Annotated in this window: 16 protein-coding genes; 2 read left to right on the top strand and 14 right to left on the bottom strand. The window is 73.8% G+C overall.

The genetic code is table 11. The features are described from left to right. Positions 1-22: 22 nt before the first annotated feature. Together ADL22_RS10785 and ADL22_RS10780 are read right to left on the bottom strand one after the other, a co-directional pair. Entirely contained in the window at positions 23-904 is an 882-nt protein-coding gene (locus ADL22_RS10785) for a cytochrome c oxidase assembly protein (protein ID WP_066976266.1), read from the bottom strand. Next, entirely contained in the window at positions 901-1,488 is a 588-nt protein-coding gene (locus ADL22_RS10780) for a DUF2243 domain-containing protein (RefSeq protein WP_079064011.1), read from the bottom strand. Before ADL22_RS10780 ends, ADL22_RS10785 begins: the two co-directional genes overlap by 4 nt. Positions 1,489-1,759: 271 nt before the next feature. On the opposite strand from ADL22_RS10780, the gene ADL22_RS10775 reads away from it, so the two are divergent. Continuing rightward, on the top strand, positions 1,760-2,101 hold the full coding sequence (locus tag ADL22_RS10775) for a cupin domain-containing protein (RefSeq protein WP_066976263.1): 342 nt from the start codon (positions 1,760-1,762) through the stop codon (positions 2,099-2,101). Between the two features lie 167 nt (positions 2,102-2,268). After that, positions 2,269-3,162, top strand: a complete 894-nt coding sequence (locus tag ADL22_RS10770) for a D-alanyl-D-alanine carboxypeptidase family protein (RefSeq protein WP_107116266.1) — start codon at positions 2,269-2,271, stop codon at positions 3,160-3,162. A 115-nt stretch (positions 3,163-3,277) separates the two neighbouring features. Here the strand turns inward: ADL22_RS10770 and ADL22_RS10765 are convergent, their stop codons facing one another. The 12 genes from ADL22_RS10765 to ADL22_RS10715 form a co-directional block, all read right to left on the bottom strand. Next, the gene (locus ADL22_RS10765; protein WP_066976255.1) at positions 3,278-3,706 is read right to left on the bottom strand and encodes a lasso peptide biosynthesis B2 protein; all 429 of its coding nucleotides are present in this window, start codon (positions 3,704-3,706) and stop codon (positions 3,278-3,280) included. After that, complete coding sequence (locus tag ADL22_RS10760; protein WP_066976250.1) at positions 3,703-3,972, bottom strand: lasso peptide biosynthesis PqqD family chaperone; 270 nt, start codon at positions 3,970-3,972, stop codon at positions 3,703-3,705. Before ADL22_RS10760 ends, ADL22_RS10765 begins: the two co-directional genes overlap by 4 nt. Then, positions 3,950-5,809, bottom strand: a complete 1,860-nt coding sequence (locus tag ADL22_RS10755; RefSeq protein ID WP_159048604.1) for an asparagine synthase-related protein — start codon at positions 5,807-5,809, stop codon at positions 3,950-3,952. Before ADL22_RS10755 ends, ADL22_RS10760 begins: the two co-directional genes overlap by 23 nt. After that, positions 5,803-5,946 carry a lasso RiPP family leader peptide-containing protein gene (locus ADL22_RS34645; RefSeq protein WP_159048603.1) on the bottom strand — a complete coding sequence of 48 codons (144 nt, stop codon included), beginning with the start codon at positions 5,944-5,946 and terminating at the stop codon, positions 5,803-5,805. Before ADL22_RS34645 ends, ADL22_RS10755 begins: the two co-directional genes overlap by 7 nt. A gap of 219 nt (positions 5,947-6,165) precedes the next feature. Then, a complete protein-coding gene (gene dmpG, locus ADL22_RS10750; RefSeq protein ID WP_066976244.1) occupies positions 6,166-7,200 on the bottom strand; it encodes a 4-hydroxy-2-oxovalerate aldolase in 1,035 nt (344 codons plus the stop codon). Next, positions 7,197-8,141: an acetaldehyde dehydrogenase (acetylating) gene (locus ADL22_RS10745; protein WP_066976241.1), complete on the bottom strand. Its 945-nt coding sequence runs from the start codon at positions 8,139-8,141 to the stop codon at positions 7,197-7,199. Before ADL22_RS10745 ends, dmpG begins: the two co-directional genes overlap by 4 nt. After that, entirely contained in the window at positions 8,138-9,163 is a 1,026-nt protein-coding gene (locus ADL22_RS10740) for an amidohydrolase family protein (RefSeq protein WP_066976238.1), read from the bottom strand. Before ADL22_RS10740 ends, ADL22_RS10745 begins: the two co-directional genes overlap by 4 nt. A gap of 37 nt (positions 9,164-9,200) precedes the next feature. After that, positions 9,201-9,782, bottom strand: coding sequence for a 3-hydroxyanthranilate 3,4-dioxygenase (locus tag ADL22_RS10735; RefSeq protein WP_066976235.1), 582 nt, complete (start codon positions 9,780-9,782; stop codon positions 9,201-9,203). A gap of 5 nt (positions 9,783-9,787) precedes the next feature. Further along, a complete protein-coding gene (locus ADL22_RS10730) occupies positions 9,788-10,228 on the bottom strand; it encodes a RidA family protein (protein ID WP_066976233.1) in 441 nt (146 codons plus the stop codon). Continuing rightward, positions 10,228-11,049 (bottom strand): 2-keto-4-pentenoate hydratase, encoded by an 822-nt coding sequence (locus tag ADL22_RS10725; RefSeq protein WP_066976230.1) that lies wholly within the window; start codon positions 11,047-11,049, stop codon positions 10,228-10,230. Before ADL22_RS10725 ends, ADL22_RS10730 begins: the two co-directional genes overlap by 1 nt. Continuing rightward, positions 11,046-11,840 carry a 2-keto-4-pentenoate hydratase gene (locus ADL22_RS10720; RefSeq protein ID WP_066976227.1) on the bottom strand — a complete coding sequence of 265 codons (795 nt, stop codon included), beginning with the start codon at positions 11,838-11,840 and terminating at the stop codon, positions 11,046-11,048. Before ADL22_RS10720 ends, ADL22_RS10725 begins: the two co-directional genes overlap by 4 nt. Continuing rightward, on the bottom strand, positions 11,837-13,321 hold the full coding sequence (locus ADL22_RS10715) for a 2-hydroxymuconic semialdehyde dehydrogenase (RefSeq protein WP_066976224.1): 1,485 nt from the start codon (positions 13,319-13,321) through the stop codon (positions 11,837-11,839). The genes ADL22_RS10720 and ADL22_RS10715 overlap by 4 nt, the downstream gene beginning before the upstream one ends. Positions 13,322-13,429: the final 108 nt, after the last annotated feature.

Here is a 13,429-nt window from a genome sequence, read left to right as displayed (position 1 = left end):
AGCGCCGGCCGCACGCGATCTGTTATCGGTCTGTCCCTGTGCCGCCGGAAGCGGGCGTCCTGGCAGTCGCCCGCGTCGCTCCTCGCGCGTCCGCCCACCGGCCCGGAGGGGTCCGCGGGCGGCGCGTGGGGCGCCAGGTGGACACGAGTGCGGCGGCGAGCAGCAGTTCGGCGAGGTCGCCGCCGTAGTACATGAGCGCGGCGCCGCCCTGGATCTGCTCCGGGGGCGCCGGTACGCCGAGGAAGAGCCCGGCGTAGATCATCTGCGACACCGTGGCGTGCGCGGCGACCGCGACGCCCAGGACGACCAGCCGCGCGGGCACGCCGGGCCGGGCGGGCGCCGGGTCCGGCCCGGCGATCACCCACGCGAACAGGCAGCCGGAGAGGAGGAAGTGGAGGTGGAGGAGCGGGTGGCCGAGCGGGTGGCCGGTCACGGTGGGGTAGAGGGGGGTGAGGTAGAGCAGCGGGAGGGTTCCGACGCTGAGCAGGAGGGCGACGGCTGGGCGGGCGAACGCGCGCACGCAGCGGCCGCGCAGCAGGCGGGCCAGGCGCCGGGCGTGCCGTACGGGCAGGGTGCGCAGGAGCAGGGTGACGGGCGCGCCCAGCACCAGGGCGAGCGGGGCGTACATGCCGATCAGCAGGTGCTGGAGCATATGGCCGCGGAAGTCGGCGTGGGAGAGGGAGGCGACCGGCGGTAGCAGGGCCGCGCCCAGCAGCGCCAGACCGCACAGGAACGAGGCGGTCCGCCAGCGGCTCCAGTCCGCGGCCGGGTTGCGGTGACGGGCGAGGGCGGCGCCCAGGACGTAGAGCGCGCCCGCGGCCAGCAAGGCACCGGCGAGGGGCATCACGCCGGGCGGCGGTCCGGTGCCTGTGGTGTGGTGGGCCAGGGCGTGCGGCGGGATCATGCCGAGGCGGGGCCGGCCGGCGCCGTACCGGCCGCGGAATCCGGGTCGAACGGGCGGCCGCGGCGTTGGAGCAGCCAGCCGACGAGGACGAACAGCACGCCCAGCAGCAGGAAACCGGCGTCCCACCACACCTGCTGGGCGCCGGCGCGTACGTGGTGGATGCCGAGGATCTGGTGGTCCAGCAACCCTTCGACGAGGTTGAAGACGCCCCACCCGGCCACCACCCACCCCCACAGCACCGCGGAGGTCCACACCCGGCGCCGGTGGCAGGTCACCCTGGCGTACAGGATCGCCAGGCCCAGCAGGACGGAGAGCCAGCAGACGGCGTGGAAGACGCCGTCCCAGACGGTGTTCATCTTCAGGCCGTCGACGGTGGTGGCCGGGTAGAACTTCACCCCGATGCGGTCCTGGTCGGTGCTGGTCAGCATGTGGTGCCACTGGAGGACCTGGTGCAGCAGGATGCCGTCGACGAATCCGCCCAGTCCGACGCCCAGCAGGAGGCCGGGAAGCCGGAGACTTCCGGGCCGTTCGGTGAGGGGCGGCGGGCCGGTCACGGGTGGCGGGCCGCCGGTGGTACCAGCCATCGCAGGGCTCCCTTCGCGGTCGGCCCGGTCTGTCACGCCAGCGCAGGTGCCCGTGCCCTGCGCGGCCCATGCCAGTCATGCACGGACCGGCCGCCGCCGCCATCCGGGCACGTCCGAACGGCTTGCGCACCCGGACAGGCTTTACCGAACGGTCAGCCGGCGGCGCGCCGTCCTGTCGTAACGTCGCAGCATTCACCGATTGCGAGTGCGGGCGGGTGCCTGGGCGGGGTTGTTTCCTTCCCCGGCGGCTGAGCCCGGGAGGAGGCATGCCTTGAAGGTTGTTGAGACAGCCGGTGTTGTCGATGTGCGGGGGACGGCCGCTGGGCTGCCGGATGCCTGGAGTTCGCACCTGCTCGGTCGGGTCGGGGGCGCCGGGGTGAAGGTGCTGCGGATGGACGGGCGGGCCGGTGAGCCGGAGTCGCACGACACGGCGGAGGCGCTGCTCGTACTGGACGGCACGCTGCGACTGGCCGTCGAGGACACCGAGGTCGAGGTGCGCGCGGGGGAGCTGTATGTGGTCGCGGCGGGCGTGCGCCACGCGGTGCGTCCCGGCAGCCGGGGCACGCTCGTCATCATCGAGCAGCTGCCGCCCCCGCCCGGTCCCGGCCATTGAGGGGCGGGCGATGCGCTCGGGCGGAGGGGCCGCGGCCTGACTCCCAAGGCGGTATCGGGAGTTGATCGCGGCGCCGGCGCGAGTCGTACCACCGCTGATGGGGTTAGATGTATAGGGCACTGTCACTGATGAGGCAGGCACCCCAACCCGATACGGAGCGTTTCTCTTTGACTGTCACCACACTCACCAGGCGCGTGGCCGCCGTCGCCGGCGGCGCCCTGCTCGCGCTCTCCCCGCTGACCGCCCAGGCAGCGACTCCCGACCGGCCGGCGCCGGCGGTCGCCGCCAAGGGGGCCACGCTCGTGGACGACTCCAGCGGCCGGACGCTCTTCGGCAAGGACGCGGACACCGCCCGTCCGATCGCCAGCACGGCGAAGATCATGGCCGCGTCCGTCGTGCTCGACACCCCGAACGTCGACCTGGAGCGCCAGGTCCCCGTGCAGCAGGCGTACCGGGACTACGTCACCGAGCACGGCTCCAGCACCGCGGACCTCCAGACCGGCGACAAGGTCACCGTCCGCCAGCTGCTGTACGCGACGCTCCTGCCCTCCGGCGCGGACGCCGCGTACGCCCTGGCCGACACCTTCGGCAGCGGCGCCAACCGCACCGAACGCACCGCGTCGTTCGTCTCGAAGATGAACGCGAAGGCCGGTGAACTCCACTTGTCCCACACGGAGTTCGACTCCTTCGACGGCGCGGGGTCGGACTCCAGCACGCCCACCGAACTGGCGAAGCTGGCCCGGTACGCCATGCAGAACGACACCTTCCGCACCGTCGTCAAGACCAAGCAGTACAAGGGTGAGGCGCCGGCCGCCAACGGCCGCACCCGCTACTACACCTGGAACAACACCAACCAGCTGCTCGGCTCCTACGAGGGTGCCATCGGCATCAAGACCGGGACCACCACCCCGGCCGGCGACTGCCTGGTCTTCGCGGCCACCCGCGGCGGCAAGACGCTCGTCGGCACCGTGCTGAACAGCACCGACCGGTACGGGGACGCGACGAAGCTGCTGGACTACGGGTTCGGGGCGGACGCCGCGCCGTCCGGCTCTTCCAGGTAAGCCGGCCGCCCCGCGCCCCTACCGCGCCAGCGGCGCGGACTCGTCCCCGTCCGCGAGGACGATGTGCACGGTGTCCGAGGGGGTGCGGGGGCTTGACGTCAGGGAGTCGGCCCCGTCAGGTCCGTGGCGTCGGATGGTGCGGCGGCACGGCCAGGATCGGGCGGTAGGCGGCGGCGTCGGCGGGCTCGCCGACCTGGCGGCCCTCGGCCTCGACCCAGGCGTGCGCGCTGAACGGCGGCGTCCGCACGCCGGTGCACCAGGTCGGCCAGACGCCCCGCATACGGCACAACAAGGCCGTGGCCAGGGACCGTTGGAGGCAGTACGTGCCCGCGCACAGGGTGCTGACGGCGGTGACGTCGCGGCGGGCGCGCAGCGCCTCGTGGTACGTGGCCGCGCGGGCGCCGTGCCGCAGCAGGTTGAGGAGGGCGCCGAGGCGTTTGGGGGTGAGGCGGGCGAGGAGGCGGGCGGCGCCGACGGCCAGGTGTGCCTGGCAGCGGCGCCGGAACGGCATCGGGCCGCGCTGGGCGTCGAGGATCTGGCTCATGCCGCGGTCCGCTCCTCCACCAGGCGGGCCCGGGTCAGCCGGTCGAGCAGGTCGCGGATGTCCCGGGCGGCCTGTTCGGCGGTGACGGGGCGGGTGCCGGCGAGTTGTCCGGCGAGGCGGGGGTGGTCGACGCCACGCAGCAGCGCCCGCAGGATGAGGGCGCCGGTGGTGTTGAGCTGCCAGTAGCGGCCGCGGCGGATGTCGAGCAGGACCATACCGTCCTCGGTGTCGCAGGCGGTCACATCACGGCACAGGGTCACGGTCACGGGGATGCTCCTCGAGGTAGTCCGGAACGGGATGGGTCTCGACGTCCCGCAGCCAGGCTTCGGCGGCCAGCGCCGCTTCCACCGCCGGGCCGCAGGCGGCCGGCAGCGTGCCGGGGCTCAGCCAGGCACGGCGCAGCGCGCCCCGGTCGGCCAGGCCGGCGGCGGCCAGGCGCGAGGAGTCCGCCCAGGCGGCGAGCACCGGCTGCTGCGCCTTCATCCCGGCGTGCCACTCGGCGGACGCGTCGCCCTTCGTCGTACGGTCCAGCAGCGGGTCCGGCACGATGCCGCGCATCGCCGCGGCCAGCAGCGGCTTGTAGCTCCACGGGCTCAGCGCCTCGTGCGGACGCACGCGCAGGCACGCCTCCAGGACCGCGTCGTCGCAGAACGGCATCTCCAGGTCCATCCCGTACTGCTCGTAGGTGACGGCGACCCGTCCGGCCTGCTGTGCCTGGTAGATCCAGCGGTGCGGTCCGCGGGCGGCCGCCAGCGGGGGGACGTCCGCGGCGGCCTGGCGCAGGAGGTCCGCGGTGGCCTGCCGGGCGTACTCGGTGGCCCAAGGGCTCGGCGTCATCGACGGGCCCCAGCCCAGGTCGGGTGCGGCGGCCGGCGTCCGCCCGCGGGCCAGGAGCGCTGCCTGGCCCGCGAGCCAGGCACCGTGCCCCCGGCGGTCGGCCAGGCAGCGCGCCGTGGCGCCGCGGGGCCAGCGCTGCAGGGCGGCGAACGCGGCGAGCCGGCGGACGGCCGCCGCCGGCCGGTGGCGTACGAGGTCGTGCAGATGGCATTCCGGCGGCAGGACGACATGGTCCCCGCCCTGTCCGCACAGCCGCCGCTCCGCGCCGTGCTCGCGCAGCACCGCGCGGATGCGCCGCTGCTGGGCCAGGTCCCGCCGCTTGAGCGCCGGCTCGTCGTCCGGCTCGCCGCCGTCCGCCAGGCCCGTCAGATACGGTTCCAGCTCCGCGATGGGGAACGACAGGCACGTGGTGCCCCGCGGCAGGGCCGCCGCCGCGGACCGGGCGTACCCGGCGTCCTCATTGGCCGCGTCGCTCAACTCCAGGGTGGTGGTGACGAGTTGGGCGCCGGTCTCGGCGGCCAGGAAGCACAATGAGGTGGAATCCATCCCCCCGGACAGGTCCGCGCCCCACACCTGCCCCGGACGCACCCGCGCGGCCACCGCCTCCCGGAGTGCCTGGCGCAGCCCGGCCGCTCCCTCGGCCAGCGGCAGGTCCTGCGGCGGCGCCTGCCACCACCGGCGTTCGTCCGCGCGGCCGGAGCGGTCGAGGTGGACGGCGTGCTCCGGCGGCACCGCGCGCACGCCTTCGAAGACCGCCGCCCGGTCCAGCGGGAAGGGGGTCGACTCCAGGCAGGTGATGCGGGCGGCCAGCTGCGCCATGTCCACCCCGGCGCCCGTCAGCCACGCCAGGGTCCGGGCGCGGTCGGCGACGACGGCCACTCCGTCCACCGAGGCGCGGTACAGCCGCCGCGCTCCCGCGGCGGCGCCCCGGGCGTGGACCACTCCCCGTACGGACGCCAGCAGGGTGAAGCATCCCGCCGTGCCCCGCACGGCGTCCTCCGCCTGGGCCGCCGTGCTCAACTTGTCGGCCCGCAGCAGGAGTTCGGCGGCGCTCGTCCGGCAGGTGCCGAGCAGGGCCAGGCGGACCGGTCCGGTCCGGACGATCCGGGCCTGGCTCTCCTCCCAGCAGCCGAGCAGCCAGGGGCGGCCGGACTCGTGCCGTACGACATGGCAGGCCGCATGGCGCAACCGTCGGAATGCGGCGAGCGCCGCGTCGCAGTCCGGAAGGACCGCGAACCAGCGCTCACCGCACAGGGGTGTCACCACCACTTGTGGCCGAAGCCGGCCCAGCCGTCCCAGTGGTGGCCGCGGAATCCCTCGGTCTTCTCGGTGAACCCGCCGGCCTCCTCCAGCACCGGCGGCTCGTAGACCTCGACCTGCTCGATGTCCCTCTCCTCGCGCACAGTTCCTCCCCTCTTTCGGTGACTCTTCATGACTCTGTGCGAAATCGGGATGCCCGCGCGACAATGCGACACACGGCAATTAACTCGTGTGAGTTAAATAATGGGAAGATATGAAGGGGGATTCGCGCCAGGTGTGCTTATTCATTCTTCCCCGCCCGGGGAAAGGTGACCGCAATTCCCCGATTCCGGAACGGAGGAGGAAAACGGCCCGCACGGTTCTCACGGGTTCGCACGGTTCTCATCGGAATGCGCCAGGTCGAGGGCGATGTCGGTGATCATGTCCTCCTGGCCGCCGACCAGCGCGCGCCGGCCGACCTCGACCAAGACCGCGCGGGTGTCCAGGCCATGGCGTGCGGCGGCGGCCTCGGCGTGCCGCAGAAAGCTGGAATACACGCCGGCGTACCCGAGGGTGAGGGTTTCCCGGTCCACGCGGACGGGACGGTCCTGGAGCGGGCGGACGAGGTCGTCGGCGGCGTCCATCAGCGGAAAGAGAGCGCAGCCGTGCCGCCAGCCCATCAGATCGGCGACGGCGATGAACGCCTCCAGCGGGCAGTTTCCGGCCCCGGCCCCCTGCCCGGCCAGCGAGGCGTCCACGCGCAGCGCGCCGCTTTCCACCGCGACCACCGAATTCGCCACGCCCAGACCGAGATTGTGATGGGCGTGCACACCGATTTCCGTGGCCGGATCGAGCACGTCCCGGTAGGCGCGGACCCGGTCCCGTACGCCGTCCATGGTGAGCCGGCCGCCGGAGTCGGTGACGTAGACGCAGTGCGCGCCGTAGGACTCCATGAGCCGGGCCTGCCGGGCCAGTTCGGCGGGCCCGGCCATATGGGACATCATCAGGAAACCGGCGACGTCCATGCCCAGCTCGCGGGCGGCGGCGATGTGCTGGGCGGCGACATCGGCCTCGGTGCAGTGGGTGGCGACCCGCACCGAGCGGACGCCGAGCGCGTGGGCGCGCCGGAGGTCGCGGACGGTGCCGATGCCGGGGAGGAGCAGGGTGGTGGGGACGGCGCGGCCAAGGCTGCCGGCGACCGCCTCGATCCACTCCCAGTCGGTGTGGGCGCCGATGCCGTAGGTGATGCTGGAGCCGGACAGGCCGTCGCCGTGGGCGACTTCGACGGCCGCGACACCGGCCGCGTCCAGGGCCGCGGCGATGGTGCGGGCCTGGTCGGTGGTGTAGCGGTGGCGGACGGCGTGCATACCGTCCCGCAGGGTGACGTCCTGGAGGTACAGGGCCGGGGTGGCGGTCATCGGGCAGCGGCCTCCTGGGGGAGCGGTCGGGCCAGGCGTTCGGCGGTGCGCAGGGCGGCCGAGGTCATGATGTCGAGGTTGCCGGCGTACGCGGGCAAGTAGTGCGCGGCGCCCGCCACTTCGAGGAAGGTGGACACCTGCGTGAGAGGGCCCGCGCCGGCCGGCGCCAGGCGCCGCAGCGGATCGTCCGCGCGGACCGGCTGGAACTGGACGCGCTGATTGAGGCGGTAGCCGGGCACGTACTCCCGGACCCGTTCCGCCATGGTGTGGACGGCCGCGGTGACGGCGGCCTCGTCGCAGTCACCGACCAGGCAGTGCACGGTGTCCCGCATGATGAGCGGGGGTTCGGCGGGGTTGAGGACGATCACCGCCTTGCCGCGGGCCGCGCCGCCGACCCGCTCGAGGGCGCGGGCGGTGGTCTCGGTGAACTCGTCGATGTTGGCGCGGGTGCCCGGCCCGGCGGAGCGGGAGGCGATGGACGCCACGATCTCCGCGTAGTGCACCGGCGTCACCGAGGACACGGCGGCGACGACGGGGATGGTCGCCTGGCCGCCGCAGGTGACCATGTTGACGTTGGGCGCGTCCAGGTGCGCGCCGAGGTTCACCGGCGGGACGACGTATGGGCCGAGCGCCGCCGGGGTGAGGTCCACGACCCGGCGGCCGTGCCGGCGCAGCACGGCGTCGTGGTGGTGGTGGGCGCGCGCCGAGGTGGCGTCGAAGACGAGCTCCACCTCGGCGAATTCGTCCATGGCCAGCAGCCCGTCGATGCCCCCGGCCGTGGTGGCGATGCCCAGCCGGCGGGCGCGGGCCAGGCCGTCGGAGTCCGGGTCGATCCCGGCCAGCACGGCCGTCTCCAGCCGGTCCGACAACCGCCGGATCTTGATCAGCAGATCGGTTCCGATGTTGCCGGATCCGATGACGGCGACCTTCGTCGTACTCATCGCGGTGCCTCCGTGGAGTCGTGGCGCGGGGCGTCCAGGCCGAAGAACCGCAGCGCGTTGCCGCCGAGGACCAGGGCGCGTTCGGCCGGGGTGAGGTGGCTGTCGCGGACGAGGGCGCCGTGCCGCTCCTCGCCCAGCGGGAACGGGTAGTCCGTGCCCAGCATGATCCGCTCCGGGCCCATCACCTCGACCAGGAGCCGGAAGGCCCGCGGGTCGAACACGGCAGAGTCCAGGTGGAAGCGGTCGAGGTAGGCGGACGGCGGCCGTGGGGAGTCGGCGCGCACCAGATCGCGGCGGTGCCAGGCGTTGTCGGCCCGGCCGAGCAGGTACGGGAAGCTGCCGCCGCCGTGCGCGAAGCACAGCCGCAGGCTCTCCGGGAGCTGCTCGAAGGCGCCCGACAGGCACAGGCCGAGGAGGGTCAGCTGGGTCTCGGCCGCCATGCCGACGAGCCAGGGCAGCATGTAGCGGGGCATCCGCTCGGGGGCGAGCATGTCCCAGGGGTGGACGAACACCGGCGCGTTCTCGTGGGCGCAGTGCGCCAGGAACTCGCGGATCGGGCCGTCGTCCAGGCCTCGGTCGCCCACGTGGTTGCCCAGATGCACCCCGGCGTGGCCCGCGGCCATCGCCCGGCTCACCTCCGCGCACGCCAACTCCGTATCCTGCAACGGGACTTGGCACAGCGGGACGAGCCGGTCCGGGGCGTGCGCGCACAGCTGAAGCACCCGGTCGTTGACCAGCTCGCACCACTGCGTGGCGCGCCCGGGGTCGGCGGCGTAACCGAACATCAGCGGGGTCGAGGACACCACCTGGATGTCGACACCCTGGCGGTCCATCTGCCGCAGGCGCGGTTCGGGGTCCCACAACTCCTGGCCCACCGGCCGGTACGCGGTGGTCCCGCTCATCATCATCCCGGCGCCGCCGCCGTCCTCCCGCAGCCACGGGCCGTCCTCGGGGTGCAGGATGCGGGACTCGGCGCGCGAGACGCGGGGGAAGACATGGGCGTGGACGTCGACGACGGTCACGGGTACTCCGTTCGTTCCGCGGGGCGGGGTGCGGCGGTCACCGGGCGCCGCCGGTCTGCCGGGTCACCGGGCGCAGGTCGTCCGGCCATTCCTTGCCGGGGTGCACGGCACCGCAGTGCCCGCAGGCGCGGGCCGCGGCGTCGCCGTGGAAGGCGGCGAAGACCGGCGGCAGGTCCGTGACGATCGAGGACAGGCGCACCTCGGCGCGGTGCACCAGGCGGTGGCAGCGCACGCAGTACCACTCGAACGCGTCCCGCTCACCTACCGGCCGGGCGGGCTCCACGACCAGGCCGATACTGCCGGGCTCCGGGCGCTGCGGCGAGTGCCGGACGTGCGCGGGCAGCAGCAGCACCTCGCCCTCGCGGATCGGGATGTCGGTGGGCGGCGCGCCCTCCTCCTCCATCACCCGCAGCACCATGTCGCCCTTGAGCTGGTGGAAGAACTCCTCCACCGGGTCGTCGTGGAAGTCGGTGCGCTGGTTGGGGCCGCCGACGACGGTCACCATCAGCTCGCCGTCCTCCCAGACCTGGACGTTGCCGACCGGGGGCCTCAGCAGGTCCTGGTGGTCGCTGATCCACCGCTGGAAGTTGAACGGTTTGAGGGTCTTCTTGGACACCATGGCTCTCACTCCTCGTGCGCGGGCCGGGGCAGATACGCCACACAGGCGATCTCGATCAGCAGGTGCGGATGGGGGAGTTGGTGGACGGCGACGGTCGTCCGGGCGGGGCCGTGCTCGTCGAAGTGCTCGGCGTAGACCTCGTTGTAGCCGCCGAAGTCGTTCATGTTCACCAGGTACGCCGTGACGTTGACGACGTCGGCGAGGCTGCCGCCGGCGGCGGCGAGCACCGTGCCGATATTGGCGAGGACCGCGCGGGTCTGGGCGCGGATGTCCAGGCGGGTGGTGCCCAGTTCGTCCACCTCGACGCCCTCGAAGGTGTTGTCGGGGCGGCGCGAGCTGGTACCGGAGACGTAGACGAAGTCGCCCGCCCGCCGCAGGTGCGGGAAGCGGCCCCGGGGGCGGGCCTGGCCGGCCACGGTCAGCGCGGTGCGGTCCGGTGCGGTCATCAGCGCTCTCCCTTCGCGGCGGGCGCGGCCCGTCCGGTGGTGACCTCGACGCGGCCGAGGGCGCCGGCCGTGACGCGCAGATGGCGGCCGGGCTCCAGCGGGACGGCGGCGGTGGCGGCGCCGGCCAGCACGATCCAGCCGGCCTCCAGGACCAGGCCCGCGTCGGCGGCCAGCCGGGCCGCGGCGACCAGCGACCGCAGCGGGTGCCCGAGGATCGCGGCGGAGCTGCCGGTCTCGGCGGGGCGGCCGTCCACCTCCAGCGCCATCCCGAGGTTGGCGAGCCCGGCCACCGGATCGAACCGGTCGGTGTCCCGCCACAGACCCACGCCGAACGCGGCGGCGGAGGTGTTGTCGGCGATGACATCCGGCAGCGAGAAGCGGAACCCCTCGTAGCGGGAGTCGATGACCTCGTACGCCGGGGCGACCGCGGCGACGGCCCGGGCAGCCTCCGCGCCGCTCACCGCCCCGGCCAGCGGGCGGCCCAGCAGGAACGCGACCTCCGGCTCGACCCGCGGGTGGACGAAACCGGACAGGTCGAGCGTGGCGCCGTCGGCGATCCGCATCGCGTCCGTGAGCCGGCCCCAGATGACGTCGCCGACGCCCATCTGGCGCATTTTCGCCGCGCTGGTGAAGCCCATCTTCACCCCGGCCGGGCGCTCGCCGCGGGCCAGGCGCCGTTCCAGCAGCGCGCGCTGCACGGCGTAGGCCGTCGCCACGTCCAGCGGGGCGGTATCGGTGAGTTGGGGAACGGGCCGACCGTCCAGCGCCGCCTGGTCCAGGGCGCGGGCGGCGGCCAGGATGTCGGTGGTCGGGCCGGTCACCGCTCCTCCTCCCGGGCGAAGGCGGCGCGCACGCCGCCCAGCCCCTCGATCCGCGCCTCCAGGACGTCCCCGGGCGCCACCGGCACCATCGGGCCGAGCGCCCCGGTCAGGACGGTGTCGCCGGCGCGCAGCGGGCGGCCGACGCGGACGAGGGTGTCGGCGAGCCACAGCGCGGCGTGCAGCGGATGGCCCAGGCAGGCGGCCCCGGTGCCGGTGGAGACCTGTTCGCCGCGGCGCTCCATGACCATGCCGGCCGCCCGCAGGTCCCCGGCGCGCACCAGCGGTACGGGCGTGCCGCCCAGAACGTAGCGGCCGCAGGAGGCGTTGTCGGCGATGGTGTCGACCAGCTGGATGTCCCAGTCGCGGATCCGGCTGCCGACGATCTCGATGGCCGGGACGACGTACGCCACCGCGCGGAAGAGATCCGCGGCGGTGTGCCGCTCGTGGGTGAGGTCGTGCTCCAGGACGAGGGCGATCTCGGCCTCCGCCCTGGGCTGGAGGACGGCGCCAACCGGGATCTCGGCGCCGTCGGGCACCGCCATATCGGCGAAGAGCATCCCGAAGTCCGGGGAGTCGACGCCCAGTTGGCGCTGGACGGCGGCCGAGGTCAGGCCGATCTTGCGGCCCACCAGGCGGCGGCCGGCGGCCAGCGCCCGCTCGGTGAGCCGCTCCTGCACGGCGTACGCGTCCGCCACGTCCGTGACGAGATCGCGGACCGGCGCCACCGGGACGCCGTCCTCGTGGGCGCGGGCGAGCCGGTCGGCCGCCCGCGTGATCGCATCGGTGGTCACAGCTTCACGCACACATTCAGGGGTTCGGAGAAGAAGTCCAGGGAGTGCTCGCCGCCCTCGCGGCCGATGCCCGACGCCTTGACGCCGCCGAACGGCGTCCGCAGATCGCGCAGGTTCCAGCAGTTGACCCACGCGATACCGGTCCGCAGCCGGGGCGCCACGCGGTGGGCGCGGGACAGCGAGGTGGTCCAGACCGTGGCCGCCAGGCCGTAGGGGCTGTCGTTGGCCAGCCGCAGCGCCTCCGCCTCGTCGTCGAACGGCGCGATATGGCAGACCGGGCCGAAGATCTCCTCGCGGACCGGACGGGCGTCCTCCGGCAGGCCGGTCAGCACCGTCGGCTCCACGAAGAAGCCCCGGTCGCGCGCGTCGCCGAAGGGCGGGAGGCCGCCGCCGGCGTGGACCGTGGCGCCCTGCTGCTCGGCCATCCTGTAGTACCCCAGCACCTTGTCGCGGTGCTCGGCCGAGATCAGCGGCCCCATCTCGGTGGCGCCGTCGTACGGACCGCCCAGGCGCAGCCCACGGGCCCGTTCGGCCAGCGCGTCGACGAAGTCGCCGAACACGCTGCGCTCGACGTAGACCCGCTCCGTGCACAGGCACACCTGCCCGGCGTTGGTGAACACCGAGCGGACCGTGCCCTCCACGGCCTGCTCGAAGTCGGCATCGGCGAAGACCAGCGCCGGGTTCTTCCCGCCCAGTTCGAATGAGACCGGGGCGAGCCGGGCGGCCGCCGCGTGCATGATGGCGGTGCCGGTGCGCGATTCGCCGGTGAAGGCGATCGCGTCCACGCCCGGGTGGGCGGTCAGGTGCGCGCCCGCGCTGTTCTCGCCGAAGCCGTGGACGAGGTTGAACACGCCCGCCGGCACCCCCGCCGCGTCCATCACCTCGGCCAGCAGCGTCGCCGTCGAGGGTGTCAGCTCGGACGGCTTGGCCACCACCGTGTTGCCGGCCGCCAGCGCCGGGGCGACCTTCCACGTCAGCAGGAGCAGCGGCAGGTTCCAGGGCGAGACCACGGCCACCACGCCCAGGGGGCGGCGCACCGTGTAGTTCAGCGCGCCCGCGCCGTCCGGCGTCGGAGTGGCGAACGATCGCTCCGGGCGGCCCCACACCAGGTCCGCGTAGGCGCGGAAGTTGGCGATCCCGCGCGGGATGTCCACCTCGCGCGCCAGCGCCGCCGGCTTCCCGGTATCCGCCACCTCGGCGGCGACGAACTCCTCGAACCGCGCCGCCATCCCGTCCGCGACCCGCCGCAGCACCCGGCAGCGCTCCTCCACCGTGGCGGCGCCCCACGGCCCGTCGAGCGCGGCCCGCGCCGCCCGGACCGCGCGGTCGACCGTCCCGGCGTCCGCCTCGGGGACCGTGCCGAGCACCGTGCCGTCCACGGGATGGACGAGCGGGAAGCGCTCTCCCGCCTCCTCGAACCGTCCGCCGATGTAGTGCGCCCAGTGGCGCGGGCCCGGATGCGCGGGCCGTGCCTGGCTCATACCGATGACCTCCCAGAACTTCCGCCGTGCGTACGGCGATCCTGGCGGTCCGAGCCATGCCTGAATAATGCCTATCCTGCTCGCCGGTATGCCATCACGGCATAGCCG

The sequence above is a fragment of the Streptomyces sp. NRRL F-4489 genome, assembly GCF_001509485.1.
Classification (GTDB): domain Bacteria; phylum Actinomycetota; class Actinomycetes; order Streptomycetales; family Streptomycetaceae; genus Streptomyces.
Note: the sequence above shows the minus strand (reverse complement) of the source record. Positions and strands in the feature narration are given on the sequence as shown.

Bases quoted from the DNA above. Each gene is read 5' to 3' on its own strand.
- ADL22_RS10785 (WP_066976266.1), bottom strand. From the start codon at position 904: ATGATCCCGCCGCACGCCCTGGCCCACCACACCACAGGCACCGGACCG.
- ADL22_RS10780 (WP_079064011.1), bottom strand. From the start codon at position 1,488: ATGGCTGGTACCACCGGCGGCCCGCCACCCGTGACCGGCCCGCCGCCC.
- ADL22_RS10765 (WP_066976255.1), bottom strand. From the start codon at position 3,706: ATGAGCCAGATCCTCGACGCCCAGCGCGGCCCGATGCCGTTCCGGCGC.
- dmpG (WP_066976244.1), bottom strand. From the start codon at position 7,200: ATGACCGCCACCCCGGCCCTGTACCTCCAGGACGTCACCCTGCGGGAC.
- ADL22_RS10745 (WP_066976241.1), bottom strand. From the start codon at position 8,141: ATGAGTACGACGAAGGTCGCCGTCATCGGATCCGGCAACATCGGAACC.
- ADL22_RS10735 (WP_066976235.1), bottom strand. From the start codon at position 9,782: ATGGTGTCCAAGAAGACCCTCAAACCGTTCAACTTCCAGCGGTGGATC.
- ADL22_RS10730 (WP_066976233.1), bottom strand. From the start codon at position 10,228: ATGACCGCACCGGACCGCACCGCGCTGACCGTGGCCGGCCAGGCCCGC.
- ADL22_RS10715 (WP_066976224.1), bottom strand. From the start codon at position 13,321: ATGAGCCAGGCACGGCCCGCGCATCCGGGCCCGCGCCACTGGGCGCAC.